The sequence below is a fragment of the Lactococcus cremoris subsp. cremoris NBRC 100676 genome, from assembly GCF_001591705.1.
Taxonomy (GTDB): Bacteria; Bacillota; Bacilli; order Lactobacillales; family Streptococcaceae; genus Lactococcus; species Lactococcus cremoris.
The window spans coordinates 1-15,925 of record NZ_BCVK01000058.1 but is presented as its reverse complement, the minus strand read 5'-3'; the positions used below and the strand labels follow the sequence as shown (position 1 = coordinate 15,925).

The 15,925-nt window shown below is 36.2% G+C and carries 18 protein-coding genes; 4 read left to right on the top strand and 14 right to left on the bottom strand.

What is annotated here, in order from left to right; all coding sequences use genetic code 11:
• Positions 1-80: 80 nt before the first annotated feature.
• From LLA01S_RS09955 to LLA01S_RS09935, 6 genes are all read right to left on the bottom strand, one after another.
• Positions 81-1,154, bottom strand: coding sequence for a carbamoyl phosphate synthase small subunit (locus LLA01S_RS09955; RefSeq protein ID WP_011676639.1), 1,074 nt, complete (start codon positions 1,152-1,154; stop codon positions 81-83).
• 87 nt (positions 1,155-1,241) lie between these two features.
• Complete coding sequence (locus tag LLA01S_RS09950) at positions 1,242-2,174, bottom strand: aspartate carbamoyltransferase catalytic subunit (RefSeq protein ID WP_061778249.1); 933 nt, start codon at positions 2,172-2,174, stop codon at positions 1,242-1,244.
• 58 nt (positions 2,175-2,232) lie between these two features.
• Positions 2,233-2,376, bottom strand: coding sequence for a hypothetical protein (locus LLA01S_RS12450; protein ID WP_153927095.1), 144 nt, complete (start codon positions 2,374-2,376; stop codon positions 2,233-2,235).
• 46 nt (positions 2,377-2,422) lie between these two features.
• Positions 2,423-3,715: a uracil-xanthine permease family protein gene (locus tag LLA01S_RS09945; protein WP_011834850.1), complete on the bottom strand. Its 1,293-nt coding sequence runs from the start codon at positions 3,713-3,715 to the stop codon at positions 2,423-2,425.
• Between the two features lie 99 nt (positions 3,716-3,814).
• On the bottom strand, positions 3,815-4,336 hold the full coding sequence (gene pyrR, locus LLA01S_RS09940; protein ID WP_011676642.1) for a bifunctional pyr operon transcriptional regulator/uracil phosphoribosyltransferase PyrR: 522 nt from the start codon (positions 4,334-4,336) through the stop codon (positions 3,815-3,817).
• A 275-nt stretch (positions 4,337-4,611) separates the two neighbouring features.
• Positions 4,612-5,310, bottom strand: a complete 699-nt coding sequence (locus tag LLA01S_RS09935) for a M50 family metallopeptidase (RefSeq protein ID WP_061778248.1) — start codon at positions 5,308-5,310, stop codon at positions 4,612-4,614.
• A 104-nt stretch (positions 5,311-5,414) separates the two neighbouring features.
• Between LLA01S_RS09935 and LLA01S_RS09930 the strand changes: the two genes are divergently transcribed.
• The gene (locus LLA01S_RS09930) at positions 5,415-5,714 is read left to right on the top strand and encodes an ArsR/SmtB family transcription factor (RefSeq protein WP_011676644.1); all 300 of its coding nucleotides are present in this window, start codon (positions 5,415-5,417) and stop codon (positions 5,712-5,714) included.
• Positions 5,704-6,621 carry a cation diffusion facilitator family transporter gene (locus LLA01S_RS09925; protein ID WP_021037569.1) on the top strand — a complete coding sequence of 306 codons (918 nt, stop codon included), beginning with the start codon at positions 5,704-5,706 and terminating at the stop codon, positions 6,619-6,621. Before LLA01S_RS09930 ends, LLA01S_RS09925 begins: the two co-directional genes overlap by 11 nt.
• Positions 6,622-6,858: 237 nt before the next feature.
• Here the strand turns inward: LLA01S_RS09925 and LLA01S_RS09920 are convergent, their stop codons facing one another.
• The 7 genes from LLA01S_RS09920 to LLA01S_RS09890 all read right to left on the bottom strand — a co-directional run bounded on the left by LLA01S_RS09920 (position 6,859) and on the right by LLA01S_RS09890 (position 12,825).
• Positions 6,859-8,100 carry a glutamate-5-semialdehyde dehydrogenase gene (locus tag LLA01S_RS09920; protein WP_061778247.1) on the bottom strand — a complete coding sequence of 414 codons (1,242 nt, stop codon included), beginning with the start codon at positions 8,098-8,100 and terminating at the stop codon, positions 6,859-6,861.
• Positions 8,101-8,210: 110 nt separating this feature from the next.
• Complete coding sequence (proB, locus tag LLA01S_RS09915) at positions 8,211-9,017, bottom strand: glutamate 5-kinase (RefSeq protein ID WP_032950319.1); 807 nt, start codon at positions 9,015-9,017, stop codon at positions 8,211-8,213.
• 171 nt (positions 9,018-9,188) lie between these two features.
• Positions 9,189-10,634, bottom strand: coding sequence for a DUF438 domain-containing protein (locus LLA01S_RS09910; protein WP_126354785.1), 1,446 nt, complete (start codon positions 10,632-10,634; stop codon positions 9,189-9,191).
• Complete coding sequence (locus LLA01S_RS09905) at positions 10,631-10,873, bottom strand: DUF1858 domain-containing protein (protein ID WP_015082654.1); 243 nt, start codon at positions 10,871-10,873, stop codon at positions 10,631-10,633. Before LLA01S_RS09905 ends, LLA01S_RS09910 begins: the two co-directional genes overlap by 4 nt.
• A 115-nt stretch (positions 10,874-10,988) precedes the next feature.
• A complete protein-coding gene (locus LLA01S_RS09900) occupies positions 10,989-11,294 on the bottom strand; it encodes an AzlD domain-containing protein (RefSeq protein WP_061778250.1) in 306 nt (101 codons plus the stop codon).
• Between the two features lie 68 nt (positions 11,295-11,362).
• A complete protein-coding gene (locus LLA01S_RS09895; protein WP_061778246.1) occupies positions 11,363-12,043 on the bottom strand; it encodes an IS6-like element ISS1N family transposase in 681 nt (226 codons plus the stop codon).
• Between the two features lie 74 nt (positions 12,044-12,117).
• Positions 12,118-12,825: an AzlC family ABC transporter permease gene (locus LLA01S_RS09890; protein ID WP_032950315.1), complete on the bottom strand. Its 708-nt coding sequence runs from the start codon at positions 12,823-12,825 to the stop codon at positions 12,118-12,120.
• Between the two features lie 191 nt (positions 12,826-13,016).
• On the opposite strand from LLA01S_RS09890, the gene LLA01S_RS09885 reads away from it, so the two are divergent.
• Positions 13,017-13,592 (top strand): NADPH-dependent F420 reductase, encoded by a 576-nt coding sequence (locus LLA01S_RS09885; protein ID WP_126354783.1) that lies wholly within the window; start codon positions 13,017-13,019, stop codon positions 13,590-13,592.
• Positions 13,593-13,676: 84 nt separating this feature from the next.
• Complete coding sequence (locus LLA01S_RS09880; protein WP_011834841.1) at positions 13,677-14,219, top strand: GNAT family N-acetyltransferase; 543 nt, start codon at positions 13,677-13,679, stop codon at positions 14,217-14,219.
• A 33-nt stretch (positions 14,220-14,252) separates the two neighbouring features.
• Here the strand turns inward: LLA01S_RS09880 and ffh are convergent, their stop codons facing one another.
• Positions 14,253-15,809, bottom strand: coding sequence for a signal recognition particle protein (ffh, locus tag LLA01S_RS09875; protein WP_011676655.1), 1,557 nt, complete (start codon positions 15,807-15,809; stop codon positions 14,253-14,255).
• Between the last annotated feature and the right edge of the window lie 116 nt (positions 15,810-15,925).

Here is a 15,925-nt window from a genome sequence, read left to right as displayed (position 1 = left end):
ATATAAAACAGGCTCTTTTTTTGCTATTTTTAATCATTTTAATGAAAGTTGGACTATCAAAAGCCAACAATATCAACACTTTATTTTTTAAAGTTATCCATGAGGTCCATGAAATCGTCAAAAAGATAACTTGCATCATGTGGGCCGGGAGCTGCATCTGGGTGAAATTGAACTGAAAATGCAGGGAAATGTTTGTGACGCACTCCTTCAACTGAGTTATCATTGATTTCAACATGGGTAATCATCAAATCTTCTGGTAAATTTTCTGATGAAACTGCATAGCCATGATTTTGTGATGTAAAATCAATTCGTCCTGTTGCAACTTCGCGAACAGCATGATTAAAGCCACGGTGACCAAATTTCATTTTGTAAGTTGTCGCACCGTTGGCAAGACTAAATAATTGATGACCTAAGCATATTCCGAAAATGGGAATTTTGCCTTGAACTTCTTTAATCATTTCAATGGCTTCTGGAACATCTGTTGGATCTCCTGGGCCGTTAGTCAGCATAACTCCGTCAGGTTCCATTTCCAAAATTTCTTTAGCACTGGTATTGTAAGGAACAACTGTCAAATTACATTCGCGTTTTGATAGTTCACGTAAAATGCTGTGCTTCAATCCGAAATCGACAACAACGACTTTTCGACCTGTATTTGGTGATGGATAAGCAGTCGCTGTACTACTTGTTTCAACCTGATTAGTTGGCAATACAGTAGCTTGAAGTTGGCTCATTTGATGGTCCACTTCATCTCTTGCTTGAACCAGTGAAGCTTTCATTGTCCCATGTTCACGAACAATTTTAGTGATTGCTCTTGTATCTACACCAGTGATTCCGGGAATATTTTTTGATTTTAAAAATTCATCGAATGACATTTGCATCCGCCAGTTTGATGGGCGACGTGCTGCTTCATGAACGACAACGGCTTTACAAGTTGGGTGGATAGACTCGTAATCATCACGGTTAACTCCGTAATTTCCTACGATTGGATAAGTGAAAGTCAAAATTTGCCCGTTATAAGATTGGTCAGTAATTGATTCTTGATAACCGGTCATTCCTGTATTAAAGACAAGCTCACCCGTCACATCTAAATTTGCCCCGAGGGCTTCTCCTTCAAAAATAGTTCCATCTTCTAAAATTAAAAGTCTTTTGCTCATAATAATTATTTCCTTTAAACTTTGCTTTAAAAACAGAACAATTTAGTTTTGAATATTTCTTTTTGTCCTATTGTCATCAATTTCAACTTACTTCGCTTTTTTTCCAGCAAGAATGGCTTCAAGAATGGCCATACGTGTGTAAACACCATTGCTCATTTGTTGAACAATGCGACTTTGTGGACTTTCAACGAGGCTGTCAGCAATTTCAACATCACGATTAACAGGAGCTGGGTGCATAATAATTGCTGTTGGTTTCAACATTTTTGCTCGTTCTTGCGTCAGTCCAAAATGAGTGTGATAACCTTCTTTTGAAAAACTTTCACCACTGTCATGACGTTCATGTTGCACGCGTAAGAGCATATGAACATCAAGTTCTGGTAAAATACGGTCTAGGTTGGCATAATGCCCGTAATCGTCAAATTCTTCACTGTACCATGCTGCTGGACCAGTGAAATAAAGTCTAGCCCCAAGTTTTTGCAACATCATCATATTTGATTTAGCCACACGTGAGTGTGTTAAATCTCCAGAAATTGCAATTTTTAGTCCTTCAAATTTGCCAAATTCTTCATAAATAGTCATCAAGTCAAGTAAACATTGACTTGGATGTTGTCCTGAACCGTCTCCACCATTGACAATGGCACAGTGGATATTGTCTGAATTCACTAATTCTTCGTAGTAATGTTCTACTCCAGAGCGAATGACACAGATGTCAACACCAAGTGCATCAAGCGTTAAAACCGTATCGTATAGTGTTTCACCTTTACTGATTGAACTGGCTTGTGCATCAAATTCAAGAACATCAAGTCCTAGTTTACGTTCGGCAATATGAAAACTGTGATGTGTTCTTGTAGAATTTTCAAAGAATATATTTGAAGCGAAAGTTTGCTCATCTAAAGCGAAGTCTGCTTTTCCTGCTTTGAAAGCTGAGGCTCTTTTAATAAGTCCCATGACTTCATCAACGCTCAAGTTTTCCATGCTTGTAAGGTTTTCGAGTTGAACTAATCCATTTTTTACTGACATAAGGTCTCCTTTACCCTGACTGTGTGCTCTCTGTCACAACAGTTTTTTGACAATATATTTATTTCGTCAGTAAACTGACAAAATTTTTATTTACTAACGAAATACTTATCGAGATTTCCATCAGTAATAAGTCCACTTTTTTAATTACTGACAGCTTTGTCAGTAAACTGACGAATCTTTTATTCGCCGATTCAATGCTCATTATTCATCACATTGAACTGGCAGTCCTGTCAGTAATTTTTAGATATTTAAATTTCGCTAGCATCTTTTGGTAAGACAAGATTTAAGACAATTCCGAGAATCGTAGCAATAGCTACTGATGAAATTTGTAAGTTTTGAGTGATGTTGATAATCATTCCACCAATCCCGATAACAAGGACCACTGAGCTAATCAATAAGTTGCGCTTGATATCAAAATCAACTTTGTTTTCAACCAAAATTTTCAGACCTGAGGCTGCAATAACTCCAAAGAGTGCAATTGATGCTCCACCAATAACTGGTGCTGGAATTGATTGTAAAAGAGCTGTGATTTTGCCAACAAATGAGACAACAATGGCAAGAACCGCAGCGCCAGCAATCACATAAATCGAATGAATTTTTGTAATTGCCATGACTCCGATATTTTCACCATAAGAGGTCACCGGTGGCGCACCAATAAAGCCGGCGATGATTTGTGCTAAACCATCCCCTGTCAACGTTTTTTCAAGTCCTGGTTCTTTAAAATAATCTTTTTTTGTTAATGAATTCAAGACCATGATATGACCAAAATGTTCAGTCATTGTAACAAAAGCAATGGGTGCCATTGTCAAGATTGCTGACGGATAGAAAGCCCATTTATAGCTAGCAAATGGAATTTCCATTGGTGGAAGTGTTAACCATTTGGCTTGTGAAATTCCCGTAAAGGAAACGATATTCATGCCAGTGATTTTACCAATAATCATTGCTGCAACATAACCTGTGATGATTCCGAGTAAAATTGGAACGACTGACAGAAATCCTTTTCCATAAATACTGTAAACGACAATTGATAAAACGGTGATGAGGGCAATAATGATATAAGCTAAACTGTATCCTTTTAGATTTGCAACATCGGTATACATGGCATCATTAATTGCTGTCGGCGCAAGGGATAAACCAATAACCATAACGATTGGTCCAACAACGATTGGTGGTAAAACTTTGTCAATCCAACCTTTACCCGCAAATTTCACAATCAGAGCGACAATCAGATAAACCAGACCACCTGTCATGGCTCCTTGGGCAATGGCTGGCATTCCGCCATTTTTCATCAGTAAAGTCATCGCACCAATATAAGCAAAGCTTGACCCCATGTAAGCTGGAACCTTAAATTTTGTAACACTCATGTGTGCAAGTGTACCAAGTCCTGAACTCAATAGGGCAATCGCTGGATTAATCCCAACTAAAATCGGAACTAAAACCGTTGAGCCAAACATGGCAAACAAATGTTGAAATGAGAGTCCAAACCACTGACTGGCAGCTGGTTTCTCATCAACTTTTAAGATAATATCATTATCGTGCACTTTTTTCTCCTAAAACTCTAAGTTGAATATTTATTGAAAACTTTGTCAGTAACTTATAGATTACTCTTTTTCTTAAATTACTGACAGAGAACTTATTTCTTAATCTTCACGTTTGATTAAAATACTGTCATTGCCATCATGCTCAGACATTTGAACGATGATTTCTTCATCATGACCTGTTGGAATATTTTTCCCAACGTAGTCTGCACGAATTGGTAATTCGCGATGTCCACGGTCAACTAAAACAGCCAATTGAACACGGGCTGGGCGACCAAGTTTTACGATTCCGTCAATTGCCGCACGAATTGTCCGACCTGTGTAGAGCACATCATCAACAAGAATGACATCTTTTCCTGTAATATCGATATCAATTTCTGTTGTATCTTCTTGTGCTTGTTTATCATCACGGAATGGACGTGTATCCAGCTCACCAAAAGGAATTTCCAAACCTTCCAGTTGTTGCAAACGTTCTTGGATTCTTTTGGCCAAATAAACACCGCGTGTCTTAATCCCAATCAAAACCAATTTGTCCAGTTCTTTATTACGTTCAATAATCTCGTAAGTGATCCGTGTAATTGCACGTTTCATTGTGATTTCGTCAATAATTTCTTTTCTAGCCATTTGGGGCTCCTTTCATTCTTAATGATTAATCTGTCAGTTAACTGACAAATCTTTCATTTATCGATTAATACTTCCATTAATAAGATGTCCGTCAGTATACAAAAAAGCTGCATTCCAAAGAGAATGCAGGTAGGTATCAGAAAATGGACAGTATCCATCATATTATTACATTATTAATTTCTGACCTTGCCTGCCTCTCTGGACAATCTTAAAGGTTAGATAGATTATAGCAAAGTTTTAGAACTTTGTCAAAAAATGTTTTTGATTCTCTTATATCAAAATAATAATAGACTCGCAAGACCTCGCCACACCGGAACTAGAGCAAGAAACATAAGCAAAAGTAAGACAAGTTTCCACACAAAAGCAGGAATAAATGTAAATTTTTCATGCAATAAATCAGCGTCAGAAGGCCCTAAATGATGATGAAAAACAGCTCTAACATCCCGAAAAGCTCCCAAAGTAAGAAAGGCAATCAACATCCCTGCAATTCCTGTAAAAACTTCTGACTGACCAAAATAAATCAAACTTCCCGTTAGGATTACCCCTAGTAAACAAATAAGCACCCCATACCAATTCCTTATTACAAAAAGGACAGAGATACTGACAAAAAGCAATACAAACAAAAAAAACTCTGGATGATTTAATCGCAAAAACCAGACAAAAAGTCCACTAAATAGTAGAGGGCTAGGATAACCTGATAATAAAATAAAAAGACTCCGCCATCCACCAGTTGTTTCTGTTACACCTGATGTATCAGGATTTAGATGAATTTTATAAACCTTCCCAAAAGTGACTTTTGCCATAAAAGCATGACCAAATTCATGAAGTAAAGTGATTAAAATAGCTAAATAGCGATAAGCAAAGAGGACAGCTAACAAACCGCCCAAAAGTCCTAAAGCAATTATTTTTTGATTATCATTAAAATTATTGATTTGCTCGAAAAAAAGTTGGATTTTATTTATTAAACTTTGCATTCCTCATTCCCTTCTTTTGTCCTTAATCATCATAACAAAAATACCTTAAAATAAAATATTTAAAAAAGCTTGACAAACATATTATAAAATTATAATATAATAATATGATTAATGAAAAAGATATCGCTGAATTTTTTAAACTTTTTTCTAATGATGGACGTTTAAAAATTATTTCCAGCCTTGCTACTGATAATTTAACGGTTAATGAGATTGTTGAGCGAACTCAACTTTCACAATCACTCGTTAGTCAACAATTAAAATTATTAAAAAACGCACGTATTTTAACCAATGAAAAAATTGGAAAAACAGTCACTTATAGTATTTATGACCGACATATTTTGCATCTTTTGAAAGACGTTGCAGAGCATCTGGACGAGCAAGAAGGAGGAAATCATGAGTCTTAAAAATAAGAAAGCTCTCAAATTGGAGCACGAGCATGACCATTTGGACAAGCTCGTTTCTCAAAATGTGACGATTGTTTTTGCACTGAACCTCTTCTTTGCAATTTTAGAATTCATCTTTGGAGTCATTTTTAATTCAACTGCTATTTTGTCTGATGCAGTGCATGACACCGGAGATGCCGTAGCCATTGGTTTGGCCTGGTTTTTCCAAAAATTTTCTAAACGTCGGGAGGATAAACATTTCTCTTTTGGTTATCAACGTTTTAGTTTACTTGGCGCCTCACTGACCAGTGTAATTTTAATTACAGGGAGTTTCATTGTCCTTTTCGAGGCTCTTCCTCGATTTTTTAACCCTCAACCTGTGGAAGCAACAGGTATGCTCGGTTTGGCAATTTTTGCCATTGTTGCCAATGGTTTTGGGGCCTGGCTTTTGGCTCGTGGTTCCTCACGAAATGAAAGTATCTTAAATCTTCACGCGCTTGAAGACGTTTTAGGTTGGTTAGGCGTTCTAATTGTTTCAATCGTCCTTCATTTTGTTGATTGGTACTGGTTAGATCCTCTTCTTTCTATTTTAATTGCTTTGTTCATCTTATCTAAAGCCATTCCAAAATTCTGGGGCACTTTACGTATTCTTTTGGAATCGGTTCCTGAAGATATTGATTACAAAAAACTCCTGATTGCTCTTGAAAAACTCCCAGAAGTACGTAGTGTTACTCAACTTATTATCTGGTCAATTGATGGAGAACAAAATGCGGCCATGATTCACATTGTAATTCCTGAAAATCAAGATTTTTCTGAAGCAAAAATTGCTGTTCGCACGCTTTTGGAAAGTGAAAAAGTGTGCCGCTCAGCAATTGAACTTGACGAAACGGTTGACGAACATAAAAAACACATGATTTATGAAGTCTAATTTACTGAAAACTTTTCATTAAATTTTTATAGATTACACCACTTCTGTCAGCTCAATGTGCTGATTTATGCACTTTGAACTGTCAAATAAAAGTTTTGATTGTTTACTGACAGAACTGTAAATTTATGAGATTATTGATAAATATTAAATGGGTAAACAATGATTTCAAGGATTTACTGACAGCATCCTTGATAAACAAAAGACTCGACTTTTCATAAGCCGAGTCTTTTAATATTTTCAACGAATTTGTCCACATCCATCAATCAGATATTTAGTTGAGGTTAGAGCCTCTAAGCCCATTGGTCCTCTGGCATGAAGTTTTTGAGTTGAAATACCAATTTCAGCACCCAAACCAAATACAAAGCCGTCAGTAAATCGGGTTGAAGCATTGACATAAAAGGCCGCCGCATCAATTTCATCTTGAAATTTTTGTGCATTAAAATAATCATGAGTAACAATACTTTCCGAATGACGACTTGAATAAGTATTAATATGCTCGATTGCCTCATCCAAATTATCAACCGTTTTTACTGACAGAATATAATCTAAAAATTCCATTCCAAAATCTTCGTCAGTTGCAGGAATTCCAGCTGACAGAGCTTTTAACGATCGTTCATCAGCACGAAATTCAACTTCATGGACTTTATTGATTTCATTTTGGAGTTTAGGTAAAAACTCGTCAGCAATTTTTGCATGAACCACTAAACTTTCGGCCGCATTGCAAACACTTGGGCGCTGTGTTTTTGCATTAATCACAATCCGAGTCGCCATATCCAAATCAGCCGATTCGTCAACAAAAATCGTACAATTTCCAACCCCAGTTTCAATGACAGGGACCGTTGCTTTTTCTTTGACACGATTAATCAATCTAGCCGACCCACGTGGAATCAAAACATCTAAGAACTTATCAGCTTGCATCATCTTTTCAGCTTCAGCATGACTCGTGTCAGATAAAAGTTCAACCACTCCGTCAGTAATTTTTGCTGACAGCAAATTTTCCTTAATAATTTCAACTAAAACCATATTGGAATAAATCGCATCAGACCCGCCACGTAACAAGACAGAATTTCCTGTTTTGAAACAAAGTGAAAAAGCATCGATGGTTACATTTGGACGACTTTCAAAAATCATTCCGACCGTACCAAGTGGCACTCTTTTTTGAACAATTTTAAGTCCGTCAAGATTAGTGAAACCTTGCAAGACTTGCCCGATTGGGTCAGGAAGTTCCGCAACTTGTCTCAATCCTGTCGCCATATCAGAGATTCTCTGAGCAGTCAGGCGTAAACGGTCAACCATAATTTCAGAAATTCCATGTCCTTTGGCTTTTGCTAAATCCTTTGCATTTTCGCTGATAATTCTGTCCGTATTTTCGACAAGACTGTCAGCCAATTTTTGCAAAAAAGTGTTTTTTTCAGCAGTTGATAGCTTTGCCGCTTCTTTGCTCGCTGTTTTTACCTTTAATCCAATTTCTTCAATCATCGTTTTTATCCTTCTTTCTTTGAGGCCTGCTTCGCTAGGCTGACCATGCTCGCTATGTCGCTCAAACACCTAGTCACATCGCAAAAACGGCTTTGCTTTTTAGAAGTACCTCAAAATTTTTGATGAAAATATGTTCCAATCTCACGTCCTTCGATAATTTGTTGAATTTCTCGAATCCGCTCGCCATTGGTCAGAACCATCTCCTGATCATTTTCAAATAAAATTTGGGCAGCCGCCAATTTCGAAGTCATCCCACCAGTACCAAAACGAGAACCGGCACCTCCAGCCATTTGGCGTAATTCATCAGTAATTTCATGAATTTCATTAAAAATTTTAGCATCATCATAAATCGTCGGATTTTTATCAAAAAGTCCATCGATATCTGAAAGCATAATCAACAAATAGGCATGAACCAACTTAGACACAATCGCTCCCAGTTTATAATTATCGCCAAATTTTGTTTGATGGTCCATTTCATCAACAGCAATTGCATCGTTTTCATTGATAATCGGGATAATATCCAGTGCAAGTAGAGCATTCAATGCATTTTCAGCATTTTCACGACTCGTTGGAAAATCAGTTACATCACGAGTCAAAAGTAATTGCGAAACTTTTTGTGAATAACGGCGAAACATTTGCGTATAAAGACTCATCAATTCGACCTGACCGATAGAAGCCAAAGCCTGCTGGTCTGCGATTCCTTTTGGACGTTTATCCATTCCAAGGACATTCAAGCCCACACCAATCGCCCCAGAAGTCACCAAAATCACTTCATAGCCTTTATTATTCAAATCAGATAAGACAAAAGCCAGTTCGTCAATATTTGATAAATTTATTTTTCCATTTGGCAAAATCAAGGAACTCGTGCCAATCTTCACCACAATTCGCTGAGCTTTCAAAATATTTTTTCTTGTCATAATCATTTATTATACCAAGATATACCAACAAATACGAGAGTAAATCGAACAAAATTAAAAATTTTTATAATTTTATTTTCGGTCCTAATTTTATCAAGAAAAGAGTCCATCAGCAATTTTTAACTTATCGGCTAGAAAATTTATCTTCTCAAACAAAAGTCTATTTGTCAGCTAGCATCTTTTTAACAAAATCAGGCATTTCACCGCTGCCAACTTTGTCAGTATTTTTTTCATTGATTTAGCTACTTGATTCTCATATTCAGAAGTCGTTTTTTCATGACCATCTAAACGCTTTTCTCCTACCAAGTTCTGAATGGCCGTAATATCTTGCGAAACTTCCAAACACCCCAGATATTCTCCTGTTTCTTCATCCCGCATCGCAAAGTAGCGAATATATACTTTTTTATTGAAACGATGCAGATCAATCCAAAAATCAGCCTGATCACGCGCACCTGATTTAAAGTCTTCCAATATTTTTTCAACCACAGCCATTGATTTTGGCGGATGACAGTCAATGACACGCCGTCCAATCACAGATTTTGCGCGTGGGAAAATTCGTTCTCCCCCAGAGAAAAACCGAACAATATCCTCTTTATCAACAAAACTCAAGTCAACAGGTAGAACCTTAAATAAAGCTGTCAATTCATTGAGGTGCATCATCCCAGTTGGCAAAACAACAACTCCCTCACTTTCTACCTTTTCCCAGTCATATTGACGCTTTATGTCTTTTGCTTTAACAACTTTAGTGGATTCCTCTTTGGCAATATCTGCTGTAATTGCTTTAGCAGACTCAATCGCCACAAGCCTTTGTGGTTCTCGTTCTTTTTCCTTTGCAATTGATTCCTTAGACGCTTGCCATTTTAAAGGCTCTGCAATAAATGAATAACCAATTTCATTAGAATCCTCCTCAATCTGTTCCCAATCCTTTAAAGAAAAAACATCTAAACACATTGGAATCATGATTGCTTCTTCTTTAAAAATCATCTCTTCAATTTCTGTCAGTAAATTTTCCAGCATTTCGCGTAATGGGTTTAAAGCTGTTTTGTCTGTTTTTAAATAAGCAATGACTTCTTTATTCATCTCTCGCACGGCATCATCTACACCCCACATCACTTTTGGTGGCGCAGTGATTCCATATTTTTCCATAAAAGAAAAAATCAATGTTTCTTTTCTAGCATAATGCTTATCAATATTATATAAGTCTTCCACTGCCGCAAGTAAACGACCCTTCAAAGTCCAATCTCCTTTTTCAATTTTAGAAAAGACCCAACGAATTTCGTCATTTAGTAAGGAAGCAATCACGTGATTTTCGAGTTTCATTGTATGAACTGGATGACCTGGAATATTTTCTTCTAAAGAAGACTGATGGATATCTTTGATTGAACCCTTAAAAACAGCCCCATGAATATTACATAATTTTTGAATTTCTGACGGATTGAGTCCTCCTTGAATTAATGCTTTTTCAGCACCGGTAATTTCAGACACATCAACTCCATCAAACTCTTCATTGAAGATTTGTTTTGCCTCCTCAAATGAACCACCCTCATGCAAAAGCCTTAAAATTTCGACAATTCTTTTTTGACGCTCCATTGTTGTTGATTTTTTCATGTCAGTCATTTTTCTTCCTCCATCGGTTTTGAAAATTCAAAACCAGCTTCAGCAAAAACATGAACAATTTTATCCCAATCAATATGTTTCATTTTTGCACCCATGGGAATCGTTGCCATTCTTCCCGCAGTTTGTAGCATACCAGGCATTTTTATCTCATGAAAACCCAAGTCGTCCATTAAATCAATAATCTCAGGATGAGCGGTTGCCAAATCATAAAGTTTAGTATTTATATCCAGTTGAATCATTCTAATCTCCTTTTCAGATGTAAAGAAACTTTGACATCTCATCTTATTCTAACAAAATATTAGTCTCATTAAAAGATAAAAAGAATCCGTAATTTACAGATTCTTTTTTGTCTTTCTATAAAATAACTTGAATTAATGCGAGAGAGATAATTCCCACAAGGACAATGACCAATAAGTTTTTGCTTAAAATTGCAGCAATAATTGTCGGTAATGAAGCCAATAAATTAGTCCAATTTACAGAAGGAAAATGTCCTAAATGTTGAACAAAAAGATTAGAAATCCACAAAGCCGACATAATAAGTACGGGAACGAAACTCAAATATTCTACAAGAGGCTGAGGTAAGTTAACATTTTTGAGTAAAATAAATGGTAAAATTCTCGAGAGTAAAGTGACAAGTCCACATATAATAATCGTCAGCATAACAAAATTAAAAGGGTTCTGTTGCGAAGTTTGAAAATCAAACGCGCCCGCTCTGAACTCCAAATATCTTAGGCTGGTATTCCCATTAATACCTTGATTTCAATAGACACCGAAAAGCCGAAGAGCGTTCCATTTCTTCGGTTCTTTTTATATATTCCTCGAATGGTCTCCATGCCCTTAATCGTGGAAGAGGCTGTACGGAGACTTTGATAAAATTTATTCCGTCGTTTAATAGGTCGATGGTCTTGTTCTATTAAATTGTTAAGATACTTCACAGTTCGGTGCTCTGTCTTAGTATATAAACCCACACTCTGTAACTTTCTAAAGGCGGAGCCAAGAGAAGGTGCTTTATCAGTCACAATTGCTTTCGGCTCACCAAACTGTTTATGGAGTCGTTTTAAGAAAGCATAGGCTGCTTGCGTATCCCGTTTCTTTCGTAACCAGATATCTAAGGTTAAGCCGTCCGCATCAATTGCACGATAAAGATAATGCCAACGTCCCTTAATTTTGATATAGGTTTCGTCCATTTTCCATGAATAGAAGGATTGTCTATTTTTCTTCTTCCAAAGATAATAGAGGACTTTGCTGTACTCTTGCACCCAACGATAAATCGTAGTATGACAAACATTTATTCCACGATCATATAACAATTCCTGAACTTCACGATAGCTTAGATTGTAACGCAGGTAGTAACCAACAGCGACAATAATGACGTCTTTTTTGAATTGTTTGCCTTTAAAATGATTCATTACTCTGTCCTCTCTGTCTTTTTTCTCAATTTTACACTAAAATAGATTTTTTGGAAAACTTTGCAACAGAACCATTAAAAGAATACATGTTTTACCCCCACTCCTATGGCACAAACAAGCAAAGTGACAAATATAATCAATAAATTACTTGGAATAAAAATTAGTCCAAAATAAAATAAGATTAAAGTAATCCCAACCATCAACAATTGTAATTTCAAGTCTAAAGTCTTATCACCAATAAGTTGCAAATAGAGTAAACCGATAAACATTGCAATAATTGCAAAACCCAGCCCCAACTTTTCTGGATTTGTTAATAAATTTCCTAGAAGTGCGCCCATAAGGCTAGATAAAGCCCAAACCGTATATGCCAGTATGTTCGAGGCATTAAACCAAGAAAAACTTAACTTACCCTCAGTATAATTTTGTTTATTCATCCCCAGAGCAAAAGTTTCATCTGTCAGCAAAGTTCCAATAAAGATATTTTTTAATAAACTTTCATTTTTAAAATAAGAGGCTGTCGTCATAGACATCAAAATAATTCGTGAATTAACTAAAAACACACTCAATACAATCGATAAAAGTGGACTATGAACTGCAAGCATGGTAATAATAATAAATTGTGCTGAACCTGCATAAACAATCAGTGAAAGTAATAAAATTACCCACGCACTAAACCCTGCACTATGACCGATCATTCCAAATGCTGCTCCGATACCAATATATCCAAAAACTGTTGGCAAAGTATTCTTTAATCCTTGCCTAAAAGTCAATTCCGAATTCATATTTTTAACCCCTACTTCCAAAAGATATATCTAAATATTATCACATAAATATTCAGCTAATGTCAATAAAATCTCATTATATTTTTGCCTTTTAGTTAATTTGTCTCTTATTGAGTAAGATTATTATAGATTTAATTTTTTCAGTGATATAATCAAATTAATAACTAAAATACATAATTAAGAGGAGGAATATCATGGATATTAGTATTTTTGGTAAAGGGAAGATGGGGATAGCAATTGGTGATAATTTTACCACTTCCGGAAATGCAGTCAATTACATCTTATCGGATTCAGACAAATCACCTCTAGGAGAAATTGTCGTTTTTGCAGTTCCTTATAGTGCGCTTGAAGAAATTATCAACGAATATGCAGACGAGCTTGATGGTAAAATAATTGTTGATATTACTAACCCTGTTGATTTTTCAACATTTGATGACCTTCTAGTGCCAGCTGATAGTTCTGCCGCTGCAATTATTGCTGACAAACTCCCAAATTCTACCGTTGTCAAAGCATTTAATACAAGCTTTTCCGAAACTTTAGCAACAAAAAAAGTCTCAAACAAACACCAAACAACTGTTCTTTTAGCAAGCGATAGTCAACAAGCCAAAGAACAAATCTTTCGTGCTCTTGAAAAGAGTGGCTTATCGCTGGTTGATGCTGGTTCTCTTAAACGTGCACGTGAACTTGAAGCATTAGGATTTTTGCAGATTAGCCTAGCTGCCTCTGAAAAAATATCTTGGAATGGTGGTTTTGGGCTTTTTAAATAGTCGCTTAAAATTTTGAGTCTTGTTATAATTAAATAACAAGACTTTTTATTTTTAAGAAGAAAATTCAAACAAGGAGTAAGAAAAATGACGACATTAACGAACGAAACAACAATGAGAATTAGAGCCTTAGAACGAACAGATTTAAGAAACATTCATATTATTAATAATAAGGCTGAAACCATGCGTCTTTGGTTTGAGGAACCCTATGAATCATTAGATGAATTAACCAGTCTTTACGATAAACATATCCATGATAATACAGAAAGACGATTTGTGATTGAAGCCAACGATACATTTGTGGGCATTGTTGAGCTAATGTCGATTGATTATATTCATCGTACTTGTGAAATTCAAATTATCATTATTGGTGGTTTTTCTGGAAAAGGCTATGCCCAAAAGGCCCTAAAAACCGGTGTTGATTATGCCTTCAATACTCTAAACATGCACAAAGTTTATTTGTGGGTAGATATCGACAATGCCCCTGCCGTTCATATTTATAAAAAATTAGGTTTTAAAATTGAGGGAACGATTAAAGAACAATTTTTCGCCGGTGGAAAATACCATGACAGTTATTTCATGGGGATTCTTAAATCCGAGTATGCCCAGAAAGAAAAAATGATTAAATAAAAAAAACAGGAAAAATTCCTGTTTTTTTATTTCTTAGCGTTTTTTCTTACCTTTTTTCATTTTCTTTTGAGCACGTTTCATGGCTTGCTTCATAGCAAATTCAGTTGCTTTACCTTTCAAACCACCACCAAACATAGAACTCATATCTGGCATTCCGTTTGCGGAACCATTTCCCATCATTCCTTGTAAATCTCCCAAGGCTGACATATCTGGCATTCCAGAACCGGTTGGCATATTTGGCATTTGTCCACCAGCTCCACCCATCATTTTTTGCATCATCGCATTCATATCACCATTCATGATTCCTTGCATCATTTCTTTGGATTGATTAAATTGCTTAATGAATTTATTTACTTCAATAAATGAATTTCCAGAACCTGCGGCGATTCGACGACGACGAGCTGGCGATAGTTCTGCTTCTAAATGACGTTCAGCAGGGGTCATTGACAATACCATTGCTCGTTTTCTAGCAACATCTTTAGGGTCAACTTTAACTTTATCCAAGCCAGGCATTTGTGACATTCCTGGAATCATTTTCATAATATCTTCCATTGGTCCCATATTTGTAACTTGATCTAGTTGCTCAACAAAATCCTCATAATCAAAACGGTTATCAGCCATTTTTTCAGCGAGTTTTGCAGATTGTTCCTCATCATAATTAGCTTGCGCCTTCTCGATCAGAGTGAGCATATCACCCATACCAAGAATTCTTGAGCTCATACGATCAGGGTAGAAAACTTCAAGGTCGGTTAATTTTTCACCAGTCCCTGTAAATTTAATAGGTTTTCCGGTAATTTCACGAATTGATAAAGCCGCACCACCACGTGTGTCCCCATCGAGTTTGGTGATGATAACACCGGTAATATCTAATTTTTCATCAAAAGTTTTAGCCACTTGTGCGGCCACTTGACCAGTCATCGCATCAACAACGAGTAAAATTTCTGTTGGTTGCGCAAGTGCTTTAATTTCTTGAAGCTCATTCATCAATGTATCATCAATTTCAAGACGACCTGCCGTATCAATCAACACATAATCTTTACGTTCTTCTTGAGCTTTTAAAAGACCATTACGGACAATATTAACGGGTTTTTCAGACGTTCCTTCATCATAAACAGGAATGTCAAGTTGTTCTCCCAAGGTTTTTAATTGGTCAATCGCTGCTGGACGATAAACGTCGGCTGCAATCATCAGTGGGCGAGCATTTTGTTCTTCTTTAAGTTTTTTTGCAAGTTTACCAGCAAAGGTTGTTTTACCTGCCCCTTGCAAACCAACCATCATGATAATTGTTGGGATTTTAGGAGATTTGAGTAATTCGGCTTCACCACCGCCTAAGATAGCTGTTAATTCTTCATCAACAATTTTGATAACTTGTTGAGCTGGGTTCAAAGCCTCTGATACTTCAACACCGACAGCTCGCTCACGAATTGCCTTAATAAATTTTTTGACAACTGGGAGAGCAACGTCGGCTTCAAGAAGAGCTACTCGAATTTCTTTTGTAATTTCTGTGACGTCTGTCTCAGTAATTTTTTTCTTTCCACGAAGATTTTTAAAAACGTTTTGTAAACGTTCAGTTAAGTTTTCAAATGCCATATTTTATAATCCAATTCTATTTTTTACAATTACTTCATTATAACATTTCTTTACTTAAATTTGAATACATCTAAAGTTTTAGTTATTATCTTTTTTTCTCTTTTTGAAAAATATAA

What these genes read in the sequence shown, in the direction of transcription:
- LLA01S_RS09880 (WP_011834841.1), top strand. Translation starts at nt 13,677, where the DNA reads ATGACGACATTAACGAACGAAACAACAATGAGAATTAGAGCCTTAGAA.
- LLA01S_RS09895 (WP_061778246.1), bottom strand. Translation starts at nt 12,043, where the DNA reads ATGAATCATTTTAAAGGCAAACAATTCAAAAAAGACGTCATTATTGTC.
- proB (WP_032950319.1), bottom strand. Translation starts at nt 9,017, where the DNA reads ATGACAAGAAAAAATATTTTGAAAGCTCAGCGAATTGTGGTGAAGATT.
- LLA01S_RS09920 (WP_061778247.1), bottom strand. Translation starts at nt 8,100, where the DNA reads ATGATTGAAGAAATTGGATTAAAGGTAAAAACAGCGAGCAAAGAAGCG.
- LLA01S_RS09930 (WP_011676644.1), top strand. Translation starts at nt 5,415, where the DNA reads ATGATTAATGAAAAAGATATCGCTGAATTTTTTAAACTTTTTTCTAAT.
- LLA01S_RS09935 (WP_061778248.1), bottom strand. Translation starts at nt 5,310, where the DNA reads ATGCAAAGTTTAATAAATAAAATCCAACTTTTTTTCGAGCAAATCAAT.
- LLA01S_RS09955 (WP_011676639.1), bottom strand. Translation starts at nt 1,154, where the DNA reads ATGAGCAAAAGACTTTTAATTTTAGAAGATGGAACTATTTTTGAAGGA.
- LLA01S_RS09925 (WP_021037569.1), top strand. Translation starts at nt 5,704, where the DNA reads ATGAGTCTTAAAAATAAGAAAGCTCTCAAATTGGAGCACGAGCATGAC.
- LLA01S_RS09950 (WP_061778249.1), bottom strand. Translation starts at nt 2,174, where the DNA reads ATGTCAGTAAAAAATGGATTAGTTCAACTCGAAAACCTTACAAGCATG.
- LLA01S_RS09910 (WP_126354785.1), bottom strand. Translation starts at nt 10,634, where the DNA reads ATGACTGACATGAAAAAATCAACAACAATGGAGCGTCAAAAAAGAATT.
- LLA01S_RS09900 (WP_061778250.1), bottom strand. Translation starts at nt 11,294, where the DNA reads ATGCTGACGATTATTATATGTGGACTTGTCACTTTACTCTCGAGAATT.
- LLA01S_RS09905 (WP_015082654.1), bottom strand. Translation starts at nt 10,873, where the DNA reads ATGATTCAACTGGATATAAATACTAAACTTTATGATTTGGCAACCGCT.
- pyrR (WP_011676642.1), bottom strand. Translation starts at nt 4,336, where the DNA reads ATGGCTAGAAAAGAAATTATTGACGAAATCACAATGAAACGTGCAATT.
- ffh (WP_011676655.1), bottom strand. Translation starts at nt 15,809, where the DNA reads ATGGCATTTGAAAACTTAACTGAACGTTTACAAAACGTTTTTAAAAAT.
- LLA01S_RS09890 (WP_032950315.1), bottom strand. Translation starts at nt 12,825, where the DNA reads ATGAATTCGGAATTGACTTTTAGGCAAGGATTAAAGAATACTTTGCCA.
- LLA01S_RS12450 (WP_153927095.1), bottom strand. Translation starts at nt 2,376, where the DNA reads ATGAGCATTGAATCGGCGAATAAAAGATTCGTCAGTTTACTGACAAAG.